General features: G+C 71.7%; 22 protein-coding genes, 2 tRNA genes and 1 pseudogene. 13 read left to right on the top strand and 12 right to left on the bottom strand.

Annotated elements, in window-relative coordinates:
* Positions 1-123 precede the first annotated feature (123 nt).
* Together NDW01_RS14320 and NDW01_RS14315 are read right to left on the bottom strand one after the other, a co-directional pair.
* Complete coding sequence (locus NDW01_RS14320; protein WP_252820639.1) at positions 124-627, bottom strand: RICIN domain-containing protein; 504 nt, start codon at positions 625-627, stop codon at positions 124-126.
* A 688-nt stretch (positions 628-1315) separates the two neighbouring features.
* Positions 1316-2302: an alpha/beta fold hydrolase gene (locus NDW01_RS14315; RefSeq protein ID WP_252820637.1), complete on the bottom strand. Its 987-nt coding sequence runs from the start codon at positions 2300-2302 to the stop codon at positions 1316-1318.
* Positions 2303-3040: 738 nt separating this feature from the next.
* Between NDW01_RS14315 and NDW01_RS14310 the strand changes: the two genes are divergently transcribed.
* Positions 3041-3589: a YciI family protein gene (locus tag NDW01_RS14310; protein WP_252820635.1), complete on the top strand. Its 549-nt coding sequence runs from the start codon at positions 3041-3043 to the stop codon at positions 3587-3589.
* A 19-nt stretch (positions 3590-3608) separates the two neighbouring features.
* Here NDW01_RS14310 and NDW01_RS14305 read toward each other — a convergent pair whose 3' ends face one another.
* Positions 3609-3971, bottom strand: coding sequence for an STAS domain-containing protein (locus tag NDW01_RS14305; RefSeq protein ID WP_252820633.1), 363 nt, complete (start codon positions 3969-3971; stop codon positions 3609-3611).
* A gap of 120 nt (positions 3972-4091) precedes the next feature.
* Here NDW01_RS14305 and NDW01_RS14300 point away from each other — a divergent pair, with 120 nt between their 5' ends.
* Complete coding sequence (locus NDW01_RS14300; RefSeq protein WP_252820631.1) at positions 4092-4445, top strand: helix-turn-helix transcriptional regulator; 354 nt, start codon at positions 4092-4094, stop codon at positions 4443-4445.
* On the top strand, positions 4442-4897 hold the full coding sequence (locus NDW01_RS14295; RefSeq protein WP_252820629.1) for a response regulator: 456 nt from the start codon (positions 4442-4444) through the stop codon (positions 4895-4897). Before NDW01_RS14300 ends, NDW01_RS14295 begins: the two co-directional genes overlap by 4 nt.
* Positions 4898-4903: 6 nt before the next feature.
* Here the strand turns inward: NDW01_RS14295 and NDW01_RS14290 are convergent, their stop codons facing one another.
* Positions 4904-7354 (bottom strand): HelD family protein, encoded by a 2451-nt coding sequence (locus tag NDW01_RS14290; protein ID WP_252820628.1) that lies wholly within the window; start codon positions 7352-7354, stop codon positions 4904-4906.
* A 216-nt stretch (positions 7355-7570) separates the two neighbouring features.
* Complete coding sequence (locus tag NDW01_RS14285) at positions 7571-8791, bottom strand: MFS transporter (RefSeq protein ID WP_252820626.1); 1221 nt, start codon at positions 8789-8791, stop codon at positions 7571-7573.
* A 106-nt stretch (positions 8792-8897) separates the two neighbouring features.
* On the opposite strand from NDW01_RS14285, the gene NDW01_RS14280 reads away from it, so the two are divergent.
* Positions 8898-9389 (top strand): Lrp/AsnC family transcriptional regulator, encoded by a 492-nt coding sequence (locus tag NDW01_RS14280; protein WP_252820624.1) that lies wholly within the window; start codon positions 8898-8900, stop codon positions 9387-9389.
* A gap of 7 nt (positions 9390-9396) precedes the next feature.
* Here the strand turns inward: NDW01_RS14280 and NDW01_RS14275 are convergent, their stop codons facing one another.
* Both NDW01_RS14275 and NDW01_RS14270 read right to left on the bottom strand, forming a co-directional pair.
* Positions 9397-10308, bottom strand: a complete 912-nt coding sequence (locus tag NDW01_RS14275) for an amidohydrolase family protein (RefSeq protein WP_252820622.1) — start codon at positions 10306-10308, stop codon at positions 9397-9399.
* 101 nt (positions 10309-10409) lie between these two features.
* A complete protein-coding gene (locus NDW01_RS14270; RefSeq protein WP_252820620.1) occupies positions 10410-11222 on the bottom strand; it encodes a MerR family transcriptional regulator in 813 nt (270 codons plus the stop codon).
* 111 nt (positions 11223-11333) lie between these two features.
* On the opposite strand from NDW01_RS14270, the pseudogene NDW01_RS14265 reads away from it, so the two are divergent.
* The 7 genes and pseudogenes from NDW01_RS14265 (at position 11334) to NDW01_RS14230 (ending at position 15107) form a co-directional block, all read left to right on the top strand.
* Positions 11334-12453: pseudogene (locus NDW01_RS14265) on the top strand (acyl-CoA dehydrogenase family protein).
* A gap of 80 nt (positions 12454-12533) precedes the next feature.
* Positions 12534-12606 (top strand) — tRNA-Thr (locus NDW01_RS14255).
* A 102-nt stretch (positions 12607-12708) separates the two neighbouring features.
* A tRNA-Met gene (locus tag NDW01_RS14250) sits at positions 12709-12785 on the top strand.
* Positions 12786-12858: 73 nt separating this feature from the next.
* A complete protein-coding gene (gene rpmG, locus NDW01_RS14245; RefSeq protein ID WP_252780260.1) occupies positions 12859-13023 on the top strand; it encodes a 50S ribosomal protein L33 in 165 nt (54 codons plus the stop codon).
* Positions 13024-13168: 145 nt separating this feature from the next.
* Positions 13169-13606 (top strand): MaoC family dehydratase N-terminal domain-containing protein, encoded by a 438-nt coding sequence (locus NDW01_RS14240; RefSeq protein ID WP_252820613.1) that lies wholly within the window; start codon positions 13169-13171, stop codon positions 13604-13606.
* Positions 13607-13608: 2 nt separating this feature from the next.
* A complete protein-coding gene (locus tag NDW01_RS14235; protein WP_252820611.1) occupies positions 13609-14034 on the top strand; it encodes a MaoC family dehydratase in 426 nt (141 codons plus the stop codon).
* Complete coding sequence (locus tag NDW01_RS14230) at positions 14034-15107, top strand: UDP-N-acetylmuramate dehydrogenase (RefSeq protein ID WP_252820609.1); 1074 nt, start codon at positions 14034-14036, stop codon at positions 15105-15107. Before NDW01_RS14235 ends, NDW01_RS14230 begins: the two co-directional genes overlap by 1 nt.
* Positions 15108-15170: 63 nt before the next feature.
* Here the strand turns inward: NDW01_RS14230 and NDW01_RS14225 are convergent, their stop codons facing one another.
* The 5 genes from NDW01_RS14225 to NDW01_RS14205 form a co-directional block, all read right to left on the bottom strand.
* Positions 15171-16187, bottom strand: coding sequence for a sensor histidine kinase (locus tag NDW01_RS14225; protein ID WP_252820607.1), 1017 nt, complete (start codon positions 16185-16187; stop codon positions 15171-15173).
* Positions 16184-17383: a DUF418 domain-containing protein gene (locus NDW01_RS14220; RefSeq protein ID WP_252820605.1), complete on the bottom strand. Its 1200-nt coding sequence runs from the start codon at positions 17381-17383 to the stop codon at positions 16184-16186. Before NDW01_RS14220 ends, NDW01_RS14225 begins: the two co-directional genes overlap by 4 nt.
* Before the next feature lie 72 nt (positions 17384-17455).
* The gene (locus NDW01_RS14215; protein WP_252820603.1) at positions 17456-18100 is read right to left on the bottom strand and encodes a LuxR C-terminal-related transcriptional regulator; all 645 of its coding nucleotides are present in this window, start codon (positions 18098-18100) and stop codon (positions 17456-17458) included.
* Between the two features lie 254 nt (positions 18101-18354).
* On the bottom strand, positions 18355-19275 hold the full coding sequence (locus NDW01_RS14210; RefSeq protein ID WP_252820600.1) for a GNAT family N-acetyltransferase: 921 nt from the start codon (positions 19273-19275) through the stop codon (positions 18355-18357).
* Positions 19276-19284: 9 nt separating this feature from the next.
* Positions 19285-20340 carry an adenosine deaminase gene (locus NDW01_RS14205; protein WP_252820598.1) on the bottom strand — a complete coding sequence of 352 codons (1056 nt, stop codon included), beginning with the start codon at positions 20338-20340 and terminating at the stop codon, positions 19285-19287.
* Between the two features lie 163 nt (positions 20341-20503).
* Between NDW01_RS14205 and NDW01_RS14200 the strand changes: the two genes are divergently transcribed.
* The gene (locus tag NDW01_RS14200; RefSeq protein WP_252820596.1) at positions 20504-21466 is read left to right on the top strand and encodes a hypothetical protein; all 963 of its coding nucleotides are present in this window, start codon (positions 20504-20506) and stop codon (positions 21464-21466) included.
* Between the two features lie 81 nt (positions 21467-21547).
* Positions 21548-22063 (top strand): SigE family RNA polymerase sigma factor, encoded by a 516-nt coding sequence (locus NDW01_RS14195; RefSeq protein ID WP_252780298.1) that lies wholly within the window; start codon positions 21548-21550, stop codon positions 22061-22063.

Here is a 22063-nt window from a genome sequence, read left to right as displayed (position 1 = left end):
AACCGCCTCAAGCAATGGCGCGGCATCGCCACCCGGTATGACAAACTCACCCGCCACTACCGGGCAGCGATCACCCTGGTCTCCGCATTGTTGTGGATCACCACATGATCCACCGGACAGGCCCTAGGCGACCTGGATCTCGCCGCCGTCGATCACCCATTTCTGGTTGGGGTGGTTCAGGCAGTGCCAGAGCCGGACGTTGGTGTTGTCGGCGCGGTTGTTGGTGGCGTCCAGGCACACCGGGCGGCCGGAGTTGAGGGTGTCGGCGACGATGATCTGTCCGTCGCGGATCACCCATTTCTGGTTGGGGTGGTTCAGGCAGTGCCAGAGCCGGACGTTGGTGTCGTTGGCGCGGTTGTTGGTGGCGTCCAGGCACACCGGGCGGCCGGAGTTGAGGGTGTCGGCGACGATGATCTGTCCGTCGCGGATCACCCATTTCTGGTTGGGGTGGTTCAGGCAGTGCCAGAGCCGGACGTTGGTGTCGTTGGCGCGGCTGTTGGTGGCATCGAGACACACGGCAATTCGCGCCACGCGCTGGGGGGTGGAGATCGTGGCTGAGACGGCCGGGCCAGCGGCCACCGCGGTGACGGCCAGGGTCAGGCCGGCCAATGCAACATGCTTGGTCACGGAGACTCCCTTCCGGGTGTATCGAAGTGTCTGACTCCCCATGGATATCACTCTGTGCATTCGAATAACCACTTACCGTTAACGCCGGTGTTTCGTCGCGAACGGCCTTGGTCGCGCCGTGAGAAGGCGAGGATTGAGCGGCGAGCCTGCGTCACTCTTCTCCGGTGATGTCGAGAGTGACCTACGAACGGCCTGTTACTGCTAGCGAAACGGGATTTACCGCACCACAGTGTCCGCCGCCTCGGCGAAGAGCCGAGGCGGCGGTCCTGGAAGCGGTCGCCGCTGCATATCGCGAATCCGGGTGGCCTGCCGAGGTCGAGGGCAACGCGTTCAGGGCACAGGCGTCCATCGTTGCCGAGGGTTTCGGCTGTCAGGACCACCGAAAGTCTCGGCGCAGAGCGATGGCACCGCTCTCTGCCGAGCGCGTCCACCACCTTGCGCTCGTCGATCACTCGTCTGTCGGTGACGGTGAAGTGAAAAGGGGGGGGCAGGAATACCGCTGTTCGGGCAATCGGATGAGCCCAGAGGATCTCCGTGTTCGTGCAGCGGCTGCGATCGACCGGGCACGTATGGCCGGTCCGGCCCGCACCGCTGCCCCCGGCACCGGAGCCGCGTACGGCGTGCGCCGTGCCGACCCCGGTCCGGAGCGTCGAGATCGAAGTTCAAGAGGGCGGTTCGGCGGACACCGTCAGACGGGCAGAGAGGTGAGCCAGCGGGTCAGGATCTCGTTGACCTCCGCTCGGCGTTCCTGCTGGATCCAGTGTCCGCAGCCGTCGAGGATGTGCGAGGAGACCAGGCCCGGCAAGGTGGCGGGGTAGGCCTCGATGGCGTCGGCCATCCAGGTGGTGGAGGCGTCCAGCGAGCCGCCGATGAACAGGGACGGCTGGGTGATGGGGGAGCCGTCGAAGTCGGCGAGGTCCTCCCAGTCCCGGTCCATGTTCCGGTAGCGGTTGAGAGCTCCGCTCAGGCCGGTCCGCTCGAACTCCGCGGCGTAGACGTCCAGGTCTTCTTCACTGAGCCAGGCAGGCAGCCGGTCGGCGGGGAAACGGTCGCGCAGCGTCCCGCCCGGGGAAACGAAATGCGGGTCGGGGGCGTCGGCGGGCGGCATGGTGTCCGCGGACAGGGCGGCGTAGAAGCCGGCGAGCCAGCCACGGACGTCCGGTTCGATCTCGGCCTCGGCCCGGCCGGGTTCCTGGAAGTAGCGGACGTAGAACTCCTGGTCCCCGCCCATCTGCGCGAAGATCTCGCTCGGCCGCGGTCCGCCGCGTGGGGCGTAGGGCACACTCAGCAGTCCGACCGCGCGGAAGACGTCGGGCCGTACGAGGGCGGAGTTCGCGGCGATGGTCGCGCCCCAGTCGTGGCCGACGATCACTGCCGTCTGCTCGCCCAGCGCCTGCACGACGGCGACGTTGTCCTCGATCAGGTCCAGCATCCGGTACGCGGCCACGTCCCCGGGCTTGGAAGAGCGGCCGTAGCCACGGACGTCGACGGCGACGGCCCGGTAGCCTGCCGCGGCCAGTACGGGCAGCTGGTGGCGCCAGGAGTACCAGGACTCGGGGAACCCGTGCACCAACAGCACCAGCGGCCCCGAACCCTGCTCCACCAGGTGGATGCGACCGGCGGGAGAGGAGACCAGACGATGCGTGATCTCCTCGGCCGAAGTGGGCTGCGACATCATTCCTCCAGAATGCGATCCTCATCTGCGCACGTCAGCCGGCGTGAAGCGGTAGACCGACCGACGGCCCTGGCACCGATCTTCCGGCGGAGCGTGAGGCTGTCGTGAACACTGTTGCCGGTTCGGCAAATCCCGCCGGGAGACCGAGCGCCGGCCACGCCCGAGGGTGAAGGCGTCCGTCGTTGCCGAGACTTTCGGCTGTCAGGACCACCGGAGATCTCGGCGTGGAGCATGGCGCCGGATCAGCGAGGAGTGCGGTTCAGCGATCGTGCCGGACCAATCGGCCCATCGCCGAGGCGAGGTCGCTCGGGAGCTCTTGCCGAGCACCCCGCGCTACCTGGGATGAGGAGGTTCGTCCACTCCGTGAACTCCCGCCGTGGGACGCCGGCCGGTCTCGCCGGTGCCGTGCCACGGGGATGCTGCCGAAAGGTGCGCGACGAGCGCGTCCATCTCCTTGCGTCTGCGCCGATGGACGTTGACACGGATCGGCTGGGGAACGCCGGGGCTTCGGTACCGGAACGAGCTCCAGAGAGGCCTGCGTCTGACGGCTGTGATCTCCACCGCCGCGCACGGGTCGTGGGAGACGAGTGAGATCACGTGATTGTCATATGCGGACAGCCTGTGAACGATCACTCGCCTGTCGGTGACGGTGAAGTACAGAGGGACCAGGAAGGGGAGCGCGAGCATGCCGAACGACTTGGTCAGCTAGCCGCTGCGCGTGGTGAAGACTGTCGGGGCATGGAGTTCTTCTGTTATCACCGCGACCGGTCCGGCTCCCCGGCGTTGCGCGCGGAACTGGGGGAGGCGCACTGGTCGTACATGGACCGGTACGAGAGGGAGCTCATCGCCCGCGGCCCGACCTTCGCCGGCGATGGGGAGACGCCGACCGGCAGCGTGCACATCGTCGACCTGCCCGATCCCGCTGCCGCCCGCGCGTTCGCGTTCGAGGAGCCGAACTACCAGGCCGGCGTGTACCGGGACGTGCTGCTGCGCCGGTGGCGGAACCTGCTGGGACGCACCATGTGGGACTTCCCCGGCGGCCGGAGCGGCGGGAGCCGGTTCCTGGTGCTCGGTCTCGGCCCGGAGAAGGGCGCCGACCTCGCCGTTCCGTCCGAGCGGAGCGAGTTGATCGCGTACGGGCCGCTGCTGTCCGACGACGGAACCACGTGGCTGGGGACCGCCGTGCTGGTCAGGGCACCGGATCCGGACGCGGCGCGCGCCGTACTGACCCCGGTCCGGTACGCCGAGACCGAGGTTCACGCGTGGGAGTTCGGCGGACGCCGGTGACGCGTCGTCGTTCGACCGCTCACCGGCCGCTGAACGACGCGGCCATCCTGGTCAGCTGCAGCATCCGGCGGACGGCGGGACGTGGTTCGCCGTACAGCCGGAGCGATCCTCCGAGGGACTCGGCGCAGGCGGCGGCCTTCCGGATGGCGGTCAAGCCGGCGCAGTCGATGAAGGTCAGGGCGCCGATGTCGAGGACCACCCGGGTACGGCCCTCGCCGATGTGGGTGAACAGTGTCGTCCGCAGCCGGTCGGCGTTGGTCGCGTCGACCTCACCGGCCAGGGCGACACACACCTGATCACCGGCGGCGCTGATGGTGATCATGGCGGCGGTGCCGAGCGGGTGCCCGGCCGAGGTCGGCCGGGGAGCGGGGTGTGTCAGCACCTCTTGAGCCTCTCCCTCCCGGTAGTCACGGTCAAGTCTTCATGAAATAATATTCTGTAAACAAGTCTCATGAGACGAGGATCGGTTGCCGGTGGTGCCGGGGCCGGAGAGGGAGATCACGTGAGGCGGGACGGCGGAACAGCCGATGACAAGCCCTGGACCTTCTTGACCAACCACGCCCGGGTGCTGATCGTCATCGCCCGCAATCCGCACACGCGGCTCCGTGACATCGCCGACACGATCGGCATCACCGAACGCGCCGCGCAGACGATCGTGAACGACCTGGAAGAGGCCGGCTACATCGATCGGACCAAGGTCGGGCGGCGGAACCACTACAGCGTCGACCCCACCCGCCCGTTTCGGCACCCGGCGGACGCCGACCACCGCGTCGAAGGGCTCCTCACGTTGTTCACCGACCACGATGACAAGGATTCCTCCGAAGCGCCCGTCGGCGAGCAGGCGGTGTCCGAATGAGCGCCGCGGAGCAGCGGGTCACCATCCTCATCGTCGAGGACGACCCGGGCGATCAGATCCTCATCCAGGAGGCGTTCGCCGATCATGACGGCGACCCGCCGCGGCTCATCGTGCTGGAGGACGGGCAGCAGGCCCTCGACTTCCTCTACCGCCGGGGCGCGTACGCCGACGCGCCCCGCCCCGACCTCGTGCTCCTGGACCTGAACCTGCCGAAGTACAGCGGGCGGGCGGTGCTCGAACAGGTCAAGTCCGACGCCGAGCTGCGGTCGATCCCGATCGTCATCTTCACCACGTCCGCCAACCTCGACGACATCAGCGCCATCTACCTGCTGCGCGCCAACGCCTACGTGACCAAACCCGTCGACCTCGACGCGTTCACCACCGCCATTCAGCGCATCAAGGGCTTCTTCGTCCACACCGCCCGCCTGCCCCGCACCTCGCAGGCGGCCTGAGGTCCGTCAGGCCCGCTCGGTGCCGGCCTCCGGCACCGACGGCCGGGACAGCTCGGCCGGGGGCGGGCCCGGGTGGAGGATGCCGAGCCGTTGCGTGGCGCGGGTCAGTGCGACGTACAGGTCGTTCCGGCCCCGTGGGGAGTCGGCCAGGATCGCCGCGGGGTCGGCGATCAGGACCGAGTCGAACTCCAGGCCCTTGGCCTGGCGCACCGTGAGCATCACGACCGGGCGCTCGAGGTCGGGGTCGGAGCCGTGGGCCGCCTCGGGGACGGCGGCGGCCAGCTCCGTGAGGCGGGTCTCCGGGACGATGATGGCGAGGCGGCCGTCCTCCAGCGCCGCCGCCTCCCGCGCGGCGCACTCGGCCAGGATCCTCGGCAGGTCGGCCGGCGTGGTGGACAGGCGCCACGGCGGTACACCCGTCTCCCGTACCGAGCGGGGCGGCCGCAGGCCCGGGTCGAGCGCGGCGAGCAGGTCGGCGGCGACGGCCATGATCTCGGCCGGGGTGCGGTAGTTCACGGTCAGCTGCGCGAGGCGCCACCGGTCACCGACGTGCGGCCGCAGCGCGCTCTCCCACGAGGACGCGCCGGCCGCGTCACCGGTCTGGGCCACGTCGCCGACGATCGTCATGGAGCGGCTCGGGCAGCGCCGCATGAGCAGCCTCCAGGCCATCGCCGAGACCTCCTGCGCCTCGTCCACGATCACGTGCCCGAACGTCCAGGTCCGGTCGGCGGCGGCCCGCTCGGCCACCGTACGGTGGGTCGCGATCTCCTGCCGTTCGGCCAGCTCCTCCTCGCCGAGGAGGTCGGCGGCGGTGAGGATCTCGGCCTCCTCGCCCTCCTCCAGGTCGCTGGACCGTGAACCGAACGCGATGTCGAGCACGCCCCGCGCGTAGGCGATCTGCTCGCGGCGCTCGGCCGCCGCCCGCGCCCTGGCCGTCGCCTGTGCGCCGACCGCCCGGTCGTCCGCCCCCAGCAGTTCGGCGGCCTCGTCCAGCAGGGGGACGTCCGCGGGCGTCCAGCCCCCACCGGGCGCCCGCAGCAGCGACTCGCGCTCCGCGTCGGTCAGGCCGGGCGCGGCCGAGGCGAGCCGGAGAGGGTCGGCGAACAGGTCCTCCAGCAAGCGCTGCGGAGTCAGGCTCGGCCACATCTTGTCGAGCGCGGCCCGTACGCCGGTGCCGGTGGCGAGTTCCGTACGCAGCTCGGCCAGGTCGGACTCGTCGAGGAGCGGCCGTGCGTCCTCGCCGGCGTCGAGGAGGTGGTCGGCGTCCAGCAGGTCCCGTGGGTACCCGGCCGCGAGCAGGGCCCGTACGTCCGCGTCGCCGAGGACGCCCCGCCCGTCGCCGCCGTCGAGGGGCCGCCCGCCGTCGTCGAGCACGACCGCCTCGATTCGTTCGGCGGCCTGCCGGGTGAGCACGTCGAGGATCTCGCGCACGAAGATCCGTCGTGCCTCGTTGTGGAGCACCCGGCCGCTGAGGGCCGACACCGCGGCACGCCGGTAGTCCTCCTCCTCCAGCCGCAGCGTCCCGTCGCCGTACGGGATCTCCACGGGGCCTCGGGGCGGGGCCTGCCGGTCCCGTACGGCGGCGGCCACCACGCCGGCCATCAGCGCCCGGCCCTTGACCTCGGCGGCCGCGGGCGGCTCGGCGCGCCGTGCCTCGACGCCGGGGAACAGGCCGCCGACCGTCGACAGCAGCACGTTCGTCTCGCCGAGGCCGGGCAGCACCTGGCCGATGTAGCGCAGGAAGGTCGCGTTCGGGCCCACGACGAGGACGCCGCGCTCGGCCAGGTTCCGGTGGGTGTAGAGAAGGTACGCGGCGCGGTGCAGCGCGACGGCGGTCTTGCCCGTGCCCGGCCCGCCCTGCACGACCAGGACGCCCCGGTGGTCGGAGCGGATGATCTCGTCCTGCTCCGCCTGCAGGGTCTCGACGATGTCCCGCATCCGGCCGGTGCGTCCGGCGTTGACCGCCGCCAGCAGCGCGGCCTCCCCGATCAGCCCCTCCTCGCCGGCGGCATCGAGCGCCTCGCCGTCCAGGACCTCGTCGTCCAGGTCCACCACCCGGCGCCGGCGCGTGGCGATGTGGCGACGGCGGCGTACGCCCTCCGGCGCGGCGGCGGTGGCCACGTAGAACGGGCGCGCGGCCGGCGCGCGCCAGTCGACCAGCAGCGGGTCGCCCTCGTCGGAGTCGTCCAGGATGCCGATCCGGCCGATGTAGCGGCGTTCGCCGGTGCGCAGGTCGAGCCGGCCGAAGCACAGGCCGTTCTCGGCCGCGTCCAGCCTCGCCACCCGCTCGGTGTACCGGGCGAACGCGGACTCCCGCTCGACGCGCGCCTGCCGGGTTCCGCCGTCCTCCCGCAGCACTCCGGCCAGCCGCTTCGACGCGTGTTCGCGCAGCTCGTCGACCCGCCGGTAGAGCATCGCGACGTATTCCTGCTCGCGCTCCAGCTCACTGTTGGACAATTTCGCCTCGCTGCTGTTATAATTGTGTTGAGAACTATCGTTATTGCCGGGGATATGAAGACAATTAGGCAATAGGGTAGTTCTTTTTTCGTCTCCGTGGAATGGCCATCGGCCGTACGGGGAGAATCCTCGGCTCGGTGACCACACTGCCCCGCCGGCGCGCCGAACAACAGTCTTGTTCTTCGGCCGCCGCGTGGCTCTGCACGCCGGGCCATCTCAGGATGACGACCGCGCGGCGACGTCACCGCCGAACAGGACCAGGACGAGCGGCACCGCCAGCAGAACGCACGACAGGGCCGCCAGGGCCGGATACCCGCCGGCGGACAGGAGAAGGGTGGAGGCCAGGCTGGCGGCGGCCGCGATGCCCCACACCGCCGCGTCGACCGCGCCCTCGACCCGGGCCCGCTGGGCCGCGGGCAGGTCGCGGGCGAGCAGGCCGCTGCCGCCGACGAAGCACAGGTTCCACCCGTAGCCGAGCAGGAACAGCGCGCCGGCCCGCAGCGCCATCTCACCCTCCGGGGCGACCGCGGCGAGCAGCGCGGCGACGGCCAGGGACAGCAGCCCGGCGAGCATGACCGGGCGGGCGCCGACGCGATCGACCAGCCGCCCGGTGAGCGGCGACACCGCGAACATGCCGAGCGTGTGCGTCGACAGGATCACCCCGACCGCGCCGAGCCCGTGGCCGTGCATGTGCATGTCCACCGGAGCGGCGGTCATGACGGCGACCATGACGACCTGCGCCGTGACCATGACCGACAGCGCGGACCGGGCGGCGGGCGCGCGCACCAGGTCGCGCAGCGGCAGGGGAGAGGCGGCGACCCGTACCCGGCCCGCGGGGGCTCCCAGGGCCGCGACCGCCGCGACCGTACCGGCCACGGCCGCGGCGAGGAACGGTCCGGTCATCGCGGCCGCGCCGAGGCGGTGGGCGGCGGCGCCGGCCGGGTCGAGCAGCAGCGGGCCGCCGACCGCGCCGACCGTGCCGGCCCACACCAGCAGGCCGAGGGCGAACCCGCGCCGGTGCGCGGGGTACAGGTCGGCGGCCGCGTAGCGGGACAGTTGCGCTCCGGCGTTGCCGAGGCCGAGCAGCAGCATGCCGGCGATCAGGGCCGCGACGTCCCCGACGGCCACGGCGACGACCGCGAGCCCGGCGCCGAGTGCGGCCGCCGCGTACCCGAGGACCAGCCCGGCGCGCCGTCCCCGCCGCCCCGCGAGCCAGGTCAGGACGAGCGCGCCGACACCCGTGCCGACGACGCCGGCGCTGTTCGGCACCGCGCCCCAGGCCGCGCCGAGCGTGTCTCCGGCGACGATCGTGGCGACCGCGCTCGTCATGGCCATCGCCGCGTTCATCAGGGCCGCGCCGCAGAACAGCGCCGCCATCGAGCGTCCGCGAGGCGCGGCCGCGGTGTCCGGGGAGTTCACGACAGGGGGTGTTCGCATGCGTAAGACGCTAGAAAGTCGGCCGCCGCGACAGAACGGACGATCAGCGGACATTCCTCGGATCCGCCACTTGTTCGTAAGGAGATTCCCAGTGCAGGGTTTCCGAATGGACCGACCGCTGGATCAGACGGACTGGCGCATCCTCGCCGAACTGCAGCGCGACGGACGCCTCTCGTACAACCGGCTCGCGCGGAACGTGCACCTGTCGCCGCCGGCCGTCGCCGAGCGCGTCCGCCGCCTCGAGGAGACGGGAGTGATCACCGGGTACTCGGCGCGGATCGACGCGGCGCGGGCCGGTCTGCCGCTGACGACGTTCGTGCAGATGCGGTGCGCGCTCGGCAGGTGCCTGATGAAGACGACGACGGCCGAGGACTTCCCCGAGGTCACCGAGGTGCACAAGCTCAGCGGCGGCTGGTGCACGATGCTGCGGGTCCGCGTCGCGTCGATGCGGCACCTGGAGGGTCTCCTGGAACGCCTCGGCGAGCACGGCGAGATGAACACCCACGTCGTCCTGTCCACCCAGTACGAGGGGCGTCCCGTAGAGGCCCCGGCGGACGAGGAGCGCCCGGTCACCCGCTCGTCCGGCTGGACGCGCTGAGACCGGCTCAGAGCGCGAACAGCCGGGCGGCGTTGTCGTGGCAGACGGCACGCAGCCAGTCGTCGCCGAGGCCGAGCCGCGTCAGCGCCGTGAGCTGGTGGGCGTACGAGTGCGGGATGTTCGGGAAGTCGGTCCCCAGCAGGACACGATCCCCCAGGTCGGCCAGGCGGGGCGTCAGTCCGGCGGGCCAGGGGTGCAGACCCTCGGTGAAGTCGGTGAACACCATCGTCGTGTCGAGGTGGAGCCCCGGATGGCGGTCGGCGAGGCCGAGGAACTCGGCGTACTCCGGCATGCCCATGTGCGCCACGATCGCGATCAGCCGGGGATGGCGGGCCAGGACCTCCGCGAAGGCGGCCGGGCCCGTGTGCGGTCCCGGCTCGGGCCCGGAGCCGCAGTGGACGGCGACCGGGGTGCGCGACTCCGCCAGCAGCCCCCACACCGGGTCCAGGAGCGGATCGCGGGGGTCGTACGCCCCGACCTGGACGTGGGCTTTGAACACCCTGGCCCCGTCCCCGATCGCCGCCGCGACGTACGCGCCCGCCTCCGGCTCGGGGAAGAAGGTGGCCGTGTGCAGGCAGTCGGGCGTACGGGCCGCGAAGCCGGCCGCCCAGCCGTTCAGCCACTCGGCCATCCCGGGACGGTGCGGGTACAGCATCGCGGTGAACCACCGCACCCCGAACTCCCGCAGCAGGCGCAGCCGCCGCTCCTCCTCGTGGCGGTACCGGATCTCCCAGCGCGGACGGCCGTCCGTCTCGGCGAACCGGTCGAAGTACGCCCAGACCTTGGTCAGCACGTTGTCCGGCATGAAGTGGGTGTGCACGTCGATGAGGCCGGGCAGGCCGAGGGACCGCCAGAACGCCGGGATCTCCGCGTCGTCGTCCGGGAGCCGCACGGTGCGTTGATCGCTGGGGGAGGGCATGGTCCGCATCATCCCAGGACGCGCGATTCGGCGGCCCCCGCGTCCCGCCGACGACCTCCGCTTTCCACCGACGGCCTCCGCCGGCGGCCCCCGGCCGGCGGTCAGCGCGTCACGGTCTCCTGCAGTTCGGTCACCCAGGACGCGGGGTCGCCCGCGCCGTACCGGAGGTAGACCTCGCGCGTCAGGCCGGTGCTCCGGTAGCCGTTCTCCTCGATCCACCGGGCGAGCCGCTGGAACACCACGTCGACCTGGTCCATCGGCCCGTGGTGGATGACGGTGGCCGCCTGCTCGATCGCCGGCAGGTCGACGATGGCGAAGTCGTACCGTTCGCCCTCGCCGGCGTTCACCGGTGCGCCCGCGTGGATGCGCACGCCCTCGGGCACCTGCTCGTAGTAGGCGACGGCCGGGCCGGTGACGGCCAGGCCCGCCGCCTGCAGGCGCTCGAACAGGTCCCGGTAGAGCGGCTGGATCACCGGGGTGATCTTCTCCGACTCGTAGCCCTCCACGGTGGCGGTGAGCTCGGCGAGGCGGACCGGGGGCAGGTTCTTGATGACGACGTCAGCGGGCATGGAGCCCTCCGTTTCGATCATTCGGAGCCTCGCCTCGACCCTGGCCAGGCGCGCCGTCTCCTCGGCGACGTGGGCCGCCAGCTCCGCGCGGCGCAGCCGCAGCATGCCGCTCAGCTCCGCCGGGCCGACCTGGTCGCCGAGGATCAGGCCGACCTGCTCCAGGCTGAGGCCGAGGTCCTTGAGCGCGATCAGGCGGTTGAGCCGGGACAGCTGTCCCGCGTCGTAGTAGCGGTAGCCGGTGGCCCGGTCGACCCGGGCGGGCCGGAGGAGGCCGAGCGCGTCGTAGTGCCGCAGCATGCGCACGGACACGCGGCCGAGCCGGGCGAAGTCTCCGATGGTGAACATGACACGTCCCGGTGTAGGCGCTCACACAGTGTCAGAGTCAACGGCGATCAGTCTGGACTGTCCGAATAGAGTGTTTCCAGACAAGAATCCGATTCGGTTATCGGAGGACGCGTGGACGCCCAGGACTTCGCAGACGTGCTCGACGCCGTACGGACCTTCGTCCGCGAGCGGGTGATCCCGCGCGAGGACGAGATCGAGACCACGGACGGCATCCCGGACGATCTCCGGCGGTCCGCGGGCGACATGGGCCTGTTCGGCTACGCGCTGCCGGAGGCGTACGGCGGGCTCGGCCTGTCGATGCGCGAGGAGGTGCGCCTCGCGTTCGAACTCGGGTACGCGAGCCCGGCGTTCCGGTCGATGTTCGGCACCAGCAACGGCATCGCGGGCCAGGTCCTCGTCAGGGCCGGCACCGACGAGCAGCGGGACCGCTGGCTGCCAAGGCTGGCCGCCGGCGAGGCCATCGCGGCGTTCGCGCTGACCGAGGCGGAGGCGGGCTCCGACCCCGGCGCCCTGACGACCAAGGCCGTACGCGACGGCGACCACTACCGGATCGACGGCGCCAAGCGCTTCATCACGAACGCGCCCGAGGCCGACGTCTTCATGGTCTTCGCCCGGACCGGCGAGGAGGGGGCGCGAGGGATCTCGACGTTCATCGTGGAGGCGGGCACGCCCGGCCTCACGGTCGGGCCGTCCGACGAGAAGATGGGCCAGCGCGGCGCGCACACCGCCGAGGTGTACTTCGACGGCGTACGGGTCCCGGCGACGGCGATGGTCGGCGAGGAGGGCACCGGATTCCGTACGGCGATGGCCTCGCTCGCGCACGGCCGGCTGCACATCGCGGCCGTGTGCGTCGGCGTGGCGCAGCGTCTCCTCGACGAGACCGTCGCGTACGCCAGGGAGCGGCGCCAGGGCGATCGGGGAGTACCAGCTGATCCAGGGGCTGATCGCCGACTCGCAGACCGAGTTGTACGCGGGCCGCGCGATGGTGCTGCAGGCGGCCGAGGCGTACGACACGGGGGAGGACCGCAAGCTCGGCCCCTCCTGCGCGAAGTACTTCTGCTCGGAGATGGCCGGTCGCGTCGCCGACCGCGCCGTCCAGGTCTTCGGCGGCATGGGCTACATGCGCGGTGTCGTCGTCGAGCGGCTGTACCGGGACGTACGCCTGTTCCGGATCTACGAGGGCACCAGCCAGATCCAGCAGGTCGTCATCGCCCGCCGGCTCCTCCGCTGACCCCGCTGAGCTGGGACGATGAATCGATTTCGTGTCCGGGCCGCGCAGCGTGTATGGTTACGGAGCGCGGAAGGGCGCACGCCCCCTTAGCTCAGTCGGCAGAGCGTCTCCATGGTAAGGAGAAGGTCTACGGTTCGATTCCGTAAGGGGGCTCTAGCAGCCGATATCCCGGTCCGCCGCAGTGGGCCGGGGTTTCGTCTGTTCGGGCGGGCCCGGAGAGTCCGGTATCCTTTTCTCCGGTCGTCCCGACCTCGCGGCGGAGTAGCTCAGTCAGGCAGAGCAAGCGGCTCATAATCGCTGTGTCGCCGGTTCAAGTCCGGCCTCCGCTACCACCTCACCGCCTTCCCTCTCGCAGGGAGGCGGTAGGTCGCTGTCCAGTGTCCCTCACCAGAAAGGCACTCCCTCGTGGCTGCCACCGACGTACGGCCAAAGATCACGCTGGCCTGCCAGGAGTGCAAGCACCGCAACTACATCACCCGGAAGAACCGGCGTAACGACCCGGATCGCCTGGAGCTGAAGAAGTACTGCCCGAACTGCCGTAAGCACCAGGCGCACCGCGAGACCCGCTGAGGCGGGTGCGGGCTCGCCGGCCGGCGTTCCCTGACGTACACAGCCCGTCCCGGCCCAGTCGCCGGGGCGGGCTGAAGCACGTCTGTTAACGTCGCTGCATCGATCACCTGGCGGACGCGGGCATCCCCGGGAAGGGACGGATTGAATGGCGCTCAACCGCGAGTTCATCGGGCGGGCCTTCCCGCCCTCGGAGCCGTACGAGGTCACCCGGCTGAAGATCCGGGAGTTCGCGGACGCCATCGGCGACCTGAACCCGGTCTACCGTGACCCTGAGGCGGCCAAGGCCGCCGGGCATCCCGACGTGATCGCGCCGCCGACCTTCCCCATCGTCATCTCGATCGGCGGGGCGTCCCTGACCGATCCCGAGCTCGGCCTGAACTACGCGATGGTCGTCCACGGCGAGCAGCGGTTCGAGTACAACCGGCCCCTGCACGCGGGCGACGTCGTCACGGCCGAGTCGACGATCGCCGGGATCCGTTCGATCGGGCGCAACGAGCGCCTCGACATCCAGACCGTCATCACGACGGTCGATGGCGAGCACGTGTGCACGGCCCACAACGTCATCATCGAGCGAGGTGCCTGACCATGACCGCGACGGTGAAGTACGACGAGGTCGAGGTCGGCCAGGAGCTCCCCGCCAAGACGTACCCGGTCCATCGCCTCGACCTGGTGAAGTACGCCGGCGCGTCCGGTGACTTCAACCCGATCCACTGGAACGAGCAGTTCGCCAAGTCCGTCGGCCTGCCCGACGTGATCGCGCACGGCATGTTCACGATGGCGCAGGGCGGCCGGTACGTCACCGACTGGGCCGGCGACCCGGGCGCGGTCGTGGAGTACGGCGTGCGGTTCTCCTCGATGGTCGTCGTGCCCAACGACGGCGGCACCGAGATCGAGATCACCGGTGTGATCGAGGACAAGCGCGACGACAACACGGTCGTGGTCGCGCTGACCGCCCGGTCGGACGGGCAGAAGGTCCTCACCCGCGCCAAGGCCACGGTCCGCCTCGCCTGATGGCGGTCCGTTGCGAACAGGTCCGCCTCGCGGGCTACACGACCCTGCGGCTCGGCGGCCCGGCACGGTGCTTCGTCGAGGCCACGACCGACGATGAGCTGATCGACGCCGTCCGCCGCGCCGACCGGGACGGCGAGCCCGTGCTCGTCCTAGGCGGCGGCAGCAACCTCGTCGTCGCCGACGAGGGCTTCCCCGGCACCGTCGTGCACGTCGCCACGCGCGGCGTGACCACGGGGTCGACCGGCTCCGGCGACGGCCGCGTGCTCGTACGCGCCCGCGCGGGCGAGGAATGGGACCCGTTCGTCGCCCGGTGCGTCGAGGAGGGGCTGTCCGGGGTCGAGTGCCTGTCCGGCGTTCCCGGCCTGCTCGGCGCCACCCCGATCCAGAACGTCGGCGCGTACGGTCAGGACGTCAGCGAGACGATCGTCGAGGTCCGCGCGTACGACCGCGAACGCGGCGAGGTCGTCGTCCTCGACCGCGCCGCCTGCCGGTTCGGCTACCGCGGCAGCGCGTTCAAGGGCGCCGACCGGCACGTCGTGCTCGAGGTGACGTTCGCGCTCGAGAACGACGACCTGTCCGCTCCGATCCGGTACGCCGAACTCGCCCGGACGCTCGGGGTCGACCCCGGAGCCCGGGTGCCGCTCCGCGACGCCCGCGAGGCGGTCCTCGGCCTGCGCCGGGGCAAGGGCATGGTCCTCGACCCGGCCGACCCCGACACGCGGAGCGCCGGGTCGTTCTTCACCAACCCGATCCTGGACCCCGATCAGGTCGCCGACCTGGAGAAGCGCGTCGCCGACCGGCTCGGCCCGGACGCGGCGTTCCCGCGCTATCCGGAGCCCGACGGGCGTACGAAGACCTCGGCCGCCTGGCTGATCGACAAGGCCGGCTTCACGAAGGGGTACGGCCGGGGCCCGGTCCGGATCTCGACCAAGCACACCCTGGCGCTGACCAACGCCGACGGCGGACGCACCGAGGATCTCCTCGCCCTGGCCCGCGAGGTACGCGACGGCGTCCACGCCGCCTTCGGCGTCACGCTCGTCAACGAACCCGTCTTCGTCGGCGTCGGCCTCTGACGCGCCCCCGTACGTCCACCGCGCGCCTCGTCGTCCCCGCCCGCGCTCACTCCCCGCGGACACCTACCGCGGGTCCTCGGTGAGCGGAACGGTGATCGTGACGACGGTGGGACCGCCGGACGGGCTGGAGACGTGCAGGTCGGCGTCGACGGCGTCGAGGCGGTCGATGATGCCGCGCAGGCCGGTGCCGCCGGCCGGGCTCGCGCCGCCGACGCCGTCGTCCGTGACGGTGACCCGCAGGACGTCCGGGTCGCCGGTGAAGACGACCTCCGCGGCGGTGGCCTCACTGTGCTTGACGACGTTGCTCAGGCACTCGGCGACCGCGAAGTACACGGCCGTCTCGAGGGCGGCGGGCAGGGCCCGCGGCGGGTCGCCGGTCACGGTCACCGGTACGGCGAGGTCGAGCACGAGCGCGCGGACGGCGTCGCCGAGACCGCGGTCGGCCAGGACCGCCGGATGGATGCCGTGCATGACGGCGCGGAGATCGTCGAGCGCGGCGACGGCGGTCGCCCGGGCCTCGTCGAGCAGCCGCGCCGCGGCGTCGGGGTCGCGGCGGAGCAGCTCGCCGGACAGGCCGAGCGTGAGCGCGAGGGAGACCATCCGGGCCTGCGCGCCGTCGTGCAGGTCACGTTCGACGCGCTTGAGGTCGGCGGCCTGACGGTCGACCGCCCCGCGACGGGAACGGGTGAGGCGGGTGACCCGGGCGGCGAGTTCGCGCTCCCGCGCCCCGAGGGGGCGGCTGACGACCCATGCGTGGAGCGAGAACACGGCGGACAGCGCGAGGGCCTGCCAGATCGGCCAGAAGTATCCGCCGCCGCTCAGCACCCAGACGGTGACGTCGACGAGCACGAGCAGGCCGCACAGCGCGCCGTCGACGGCGAGCCACCGGCGCCGGCGGGGACGGACGCGCAGCGCCCGGCGCAACAGCAACTCCGCGGCCAGCACGGTGCCGACCCCGAAGTACACCCAGCGGGGCCAGAACTCGTCGACGCCGGTGACCGCCCAGGCCGAAGTGGCCGCGGCACAGGGCACCGCGGCCACTCCGACGCGGGCGAGGACCCGCCGCCGACCGGTCGTCATGCGGAGGTCCGCCGGGCCGGGCGGTAGGTGATCCGGCGCAGCAGCGCCTCGGCCGGTCCCCGGTACGCCGCCGCGCTCATCGCCTGCGCGGCCGCCAGCGACACCGCCCAGACGGCCACCGCGGCGAGCAGAGCGGCGTAGGTGCCGCCGAGGTGCAGCGCCCACGGCGAGAACAGCGCCAGCCAGGCCACCGACTGGAACAGGTAGCCGCTCAGCGAACGCTGGCCGAGGGCGCTCACCGGGCCGAGCAGCGCCCGGCCACGGGGCGCGCCGCTCAGCCTCAGCGCCAGCAGGCCGAACAGGGCGACGTAGCCGGGTCCGCCGTACTCGCCGGTGATCGCGTGGACGCGCGCCATGGCCCCGACGGTACCCGTGTCGAGGTGGAGGACGCCTGCGGTCACGAGCGCGTAGGGCAGAGCGCCGGCGAAGGCGACGCCGAGACAGACGACGGCGGTGCGGCGCAGGAGCCTCCGGTGCGCGGCCGGCTCTTCGAGCACGCGGCGGCGCGCGGCCCAGATGCCCAGCCACACGATGACGATGAACGGGATGACGGTCGCGGTGTGCACCGGCCATTCGGTGAGCCGGTCGAGCAGCGCACGCCCGTACGAGGAGGCGGCCAGCGAGGGGTTGGGGGTGTTGGTGAGGACGGCGTGCCCGCCTCGGGCGCCGGCGAAGGCCCGCCAGGTCAAGGCGACGGCGCTGACCGTCTGGATGCCCCACAGCCACAGGACGATCCGGTGGAACCGGTCGCCGCGGCGCAACAGGAGGAGGGTGGCGAGGATGCCCACGATCCCGTAGGCGCCGAGGAAGTCCCCCCAGTACAGGAGGATCCCGTGGACGAGCCCGAAGCCGACGAGCGCGGTGTTGCGGCGCAGCAGGACGCGCCGCTCGTCGGCGCCCGCGGCGCGCTGCCGGGAGGCCAGCTGGACGAGGCTGTAACCGAACATGACGGCGAAGACCGGGTACGCGCGGCTCTCGACGAACATCGACATCAGGAAGTTCACGACGCGCTGCGCGCCGTGCGGCGTGCCGTCGAGGCCGGGCTGGCCGGCGAAGGCGAAGTTGCCCGCGTTGGCCAGCGCGATGAACAGCAGCATCACGCCACGGGCCAGGTCGGGCGCCGGCGCGCGCTCGGCGCGTCGCACGGGCCCCGCCGGGGGCGCGGCCGGTGCTGTGAGGGAGGGTGTGGTCGTCATGGGGCCAGCCTCGCCGAGCGCCGGCCCGGCCACGAGGAGGCTGGATCCCCCTTGATGGGGGTACTGGTACCTCTATCCGTCGAGGTACGCCAGGACGGCGAGCACCCGCCGGTTGTGGTCGTCGGACGACTGCAGGCCGAGCTTGGCGAAGATGTTGTTCGTGTGCTTGGCGACCGCCTTCTCCGTGATGAACAGGGCGGCGCCGATCGCGGCGTTGGACCGGCCCTCGGCCATGTGGGCGAGCACCTCGCGTTCGCGCGGGGTGAGCCGCTCCAGCGGCAGCACCCGCTCGCGGTTGTCCAGCAGTTTCGCCACGACCTTGGGATCCAGCGCGGTGCCACCGGCGGCGACCCGGCGCACCGCGTCGACGAACTCGCCGATGTCGGAGACCCGGTCCTTGAGCAGGTAGCCGATGCCACCACGGCCGTCGGCGAGCAGTTCCCGCGCGTAGAGCCGTTCGACGTACTGCGACAGCACCAGGATCGGAAGCCCCGGCACCTCGGCCCGCGCCGCCAGCGCGGCACGCAGCCCTTCGTCGGTGTGGGTCGGTGGCAGCCGGATGTCGACGACGGCCACGTCCGGCCGCCGTTCGACCAGCTCACGGAGGAGGCCCGGCCCGTTGTCGACCGCGGCGACCACCTCGAAGCCGTACGCCTGCAGCATGCGGATGAGACCGTCCCGCAACAGCGTGAGATCCTCGCCCACCACGACCTTCACGGCGCAACCGTAGCCGAGACACACGGCCGGCTCCTCGGCCGCGGAGCACCCGGCGGGCGGCGCGCCGGACTCGTCGGCGAACGCCCTCACCCCGCCCGGTCGGAGGAGCGGGACGTAGGCACGCCCGTCCGGTCGTGGGAGCGGGACGCGGACGCGCCCGTCCGGTCGTGGGAGCAGGGCGCGGACGCGCCCGTCCGGTCAGGGGAGCAGGACACGCTCGCCCGGTCAGGCGAGCGAGACGTAGGCACGCCCGGTCAGGGGAGCAGGACGTGGAGGACGTCGTCGGCGCGTGTGCCGTCGGGGCGGTCGAAGCGGGACCGCTGAATGCTCTCGCGGACGAACCCGGCCTTCTCCAGCACCCGCTGCGACGCCACGTTGTCAACCATGGTCCCGGCCACGAGCCGCTGCACGCCGATCTCGAACGCCCAGGCGCTGACCAGCCGTACGGCGCGGGTCGCGACGCCCTTGCCGCGGAACTCCGGCAGCATGCTGTAGCCGACCATCGCCTGCCGGCTCCACGCCTCGTTGTAGAGGCCGATGTCCCCGGCGAACGCGCCGCCGACCCGGATCACGAAGTCCGCGCGGTGGCCCGCCAGCCACTCGCTCGCCGCGCGCTCGCAGCGCCGTACGACTTCGGCGCGCGGCCGCTCCTGGGTGTAGACGGACCGGTGGCGGACGTCGGGCAGGTTCATCAGGGCCCACAGGTCGTCCGCGTCGGCGGGGCCGAGCGGGCGCAGGCTCACCTCGCCGTCGCGCAACTCGCCGTCCCGCAGGTCCGGCAGCGGTCGCGGGGCCGGTCCGGACGGATCACCCGGCAGCCAGGCCCAGACCACCTCGTCCGGCCGGCCGCCGCCGTCCGGGCCGCTGCCCCGGCGCACGGACTCGCGCGTGAACCCGGCGTTCAGCGCGACGCGCTGGGAGACCGTGTCGACGACGTCGGTGATCATCTCCAGCCGTCCGTCGGCCTGCTCGGTCAGCGTCCGCAGGGCCTTGCTCGCCACGCCGCGGCGGCGCTCCTCGGGGATCACCCAGACGCTCACCTCACGGACGCCGGGCCGGGCCTCGATCAGGCTCAGTCCGCCGGCCAGCCGGTCACCGTCGAGGACGGCGTGCGTGACGGGGAGGTACGGGGCCAGCCGTGCGGCTTCTTCGGCAGTCGCGGTACGGAGGATCACGGTGTCCGATCATTCCATTTCGTCCGCCGCCGTGCGGGCCGTTCCGCGCGGTGTCCCGAGCCAGGCGTCCACGCCTTCGAGAAGGCGTTTCTGCGTCTCGGCGGGGGCGGCCGAGCCCCGGATCGAGGAGCGCGCCAGCTCGGCCAGCTCCTCATCGGTGAACCCGTGCTCCCGGCGGGCCAGCTCGTACTGATGGGCCAGCCGCGACCCGAACAGCAGCGGGTCGTCGGCGCCCAGCGCGATCGACACCCCGGCCTCGAAGAGCCGCCGTAGGGGCACGTCACCGGCCCTGGTGTAGACGCCGAGCCCGACGTTCGAGGCCGGGCACACCTCCAGGGTGACGCCGCGCGCCGCGACGGTGTCCATCAGGGCCGGATCCTCGACCACGCGGACCCCGTGCCCGATCCGGTCGGCCTCCAGCGCGTCGAGGCAGGCCCGTACACTCGCCGGGCCCAGGAGCTCGCCACCGTGCGGCACCGACAGCAGCCCCGCCCGCTTGGCGATCGCGAACGCCCGGTCGAAGTCGTATGCCCGGCCGCGCCGCTCGTCGTTGGACAGCCCGAAGCCGACGACCCCGCGCCCGGCGTACTGGACGGCGAGCCGCGCCAGCGTCCGGGCGTCGAGAGGATGCCGGGTGCGGTTGGCCGCGATGATCACGCCGATGCCCACCCCGGTGATCTCCGCGGCCTCCCGCGCCGCGTCCATCACCAGGTCCGTGAAGGGCGTCACCCCGCCGAACCGCCCGGCGTAGCCGCTCGGGTCGACCTGGATCTCCAGCCAGCCGGAGCCCTCCGCGGCCTCGTCCTCGGCGGCCTCGCGCAGCAGCCGCCGCACGTCGTCCTCGTCTCGCAATACCGAACGGGCGATGTCGTAGAGGCGCTGGAACCGGAACCAGCCGCGTTCGTCCGTGGCGCGCAACCGGGGAGGCCACTCCTCGACCAGGGCGTCGGGCAGGTGCACACGGTGCTTGTCGGCGAGCTGAACGAGCGTGCTGTGCCGCATCGAGCCGGTGAAGTGGACGTGCAGATGAGTCTTGGGCAGGGCGGTGACGGGACGGGCCTCCATGCACCGATCTTGCCGTATGCGCTGCTCGGACCTGCGACGACCTCCCCCGAACGGCATCGGTGCCCCGGTCGCCGAAAAAAACTTTGAGAAGCCGTGCAACCCCCCATGGGGTCCACGCGTAGTTGAAGGGCGCGAGAGTCAAACCGCGCTGAAAGGGATAGATGTGATCGTCAACCTCAAGCTGGCAGCACTGGCCACCGGCGCCGCGGGCGCCATCGTCGCCGGCGGCGTCGCCTACGCGGCCGTCGGAAGCAGCTCGCCGGCACCGTCCGCCAAGCCGGTCGCGGACAGCGCGAAGAACGTCGTCAAGCAGGCCGAGGCCGCGGTCCCCGGCTCCGCGCCGACCTGCCTGACCCTGCCCCAGACCAAGCTCCCGAAGGGCAAGCTGCCGAAGGCCGAGGTGCCCAAGGCCGAACTGCCGAAGGGTGAGCTGCCGAAGGCCGAGGTGCCCAAGGCCGAGCTGCCCAAGAGCAAGCTTCCCGCGGTCAAGCTCCCCGCGGACAAGCTGCCGAAGACCGCCGAGAAGCCGAACCTGCCGGTCCCGGCGGACAAGGCCAAGGTCCCGGCCGGCGAGGCCAAGGTCCCCGCCGGGAAGGTCCCGAGCACCCTGCCGACCTGCGCGCCCGGCAAGGTCGAGTCCGCGCAGAGCACGCCGAAGTCCGCCGTTCCCGTCGCGAAGCCGGGGCTGCCGAAGGTCAAGGTGCCTGAGGCCACGCTCCCGTCCTGCGACTCGGTGCCGGCCGTGGTCAAGATCGAGCACTCCAAGGCGAAGGACGTCACGCTGCCCACGGGCCTGCACCTCGCCGCCTCCCACAGCCACTCGATCACCATCCAGAGCGGCAAGATCTGCACCGTCGTCCAGAAGTTCGCGGCCGCCGGCGGCAAGTACCTGACGGTCGAGCGCCTGAACGTTCCGCCGCAGGTCACCGTCAAGGAACTGGCCGCGGACCTGAAGCTGCCCGAGGGCAACCTCGTTTCGGCCGAGGGCACCCAGACGTGGCAGAGCCCGCTGAGCACCGGCATGCTGTGGATCTCGGACAAGGGCTACGCGATCTACCTGACCGGCAGCCCCGCGTACGCGGCTCAGCTCCCGGCGATCGCCACGCAGCTGCGGCAGCTGCACTGAGGCTCGGCGCGGGTGGCCCGGCGCGGTGGGCCACCCGCGACCGATCGACATGAACAGAGGGCCTACGACGGACGGAGTGCCGTGGCGCGTCGGGACGACGAGTCATTCGTCGAGTTCGTGGCGCAGCGTGGGACAGCGCTGCTTCGGACCGCCCAGCTGCTGTGCGGGGCGCGGACGGATGCGGAGGATCTGCTGCAGACGGCCCTGGAAAAGGCATATCGGCACTGGGGCAGGATGAGACCCGACGCCGATCCGGAGCCGTACGTCCGGAAGATCCTGGTCAACCTGTCCGTCAGCCGTGCCAGGCGATGGCGGGTGCTGCGGGAGGTCCAGATGGCCGCCCCGCCGGAGACGCCGACGGCGTCCGAGGCGGGCACCGTCGAGCTGCGCGGCGTCCTCATCGAGGAGCTGAAACGGCTCGGCCCGCGCCAACGGGCGGTGCTGGTCCTGCGGTACTGGGAGGACATGTCGGAGGCGGAGACGGCCGCCATGCTCGGCTGCTCCGTCGGCACCGTGAAGAGTCAGGCCGCGCGAGGCCTCGCCCGCCTCCGCGAACGAATGGGAAAGTCCGCACAGGCGGCGGCGTCAAGGGGGTGA

The organism is Actinoallomurus soli (assembly GCF_024055715.1).
GTDB lineage: Bacteria > Actinomycetota > Actinomycetes > Streptosporangiales > Streptosporangiaceae > Actinoallomurus > Actinoallomurus soli.
This window is presented reverse-complemented; position numbering and strand designations above follow the sequence as displayed.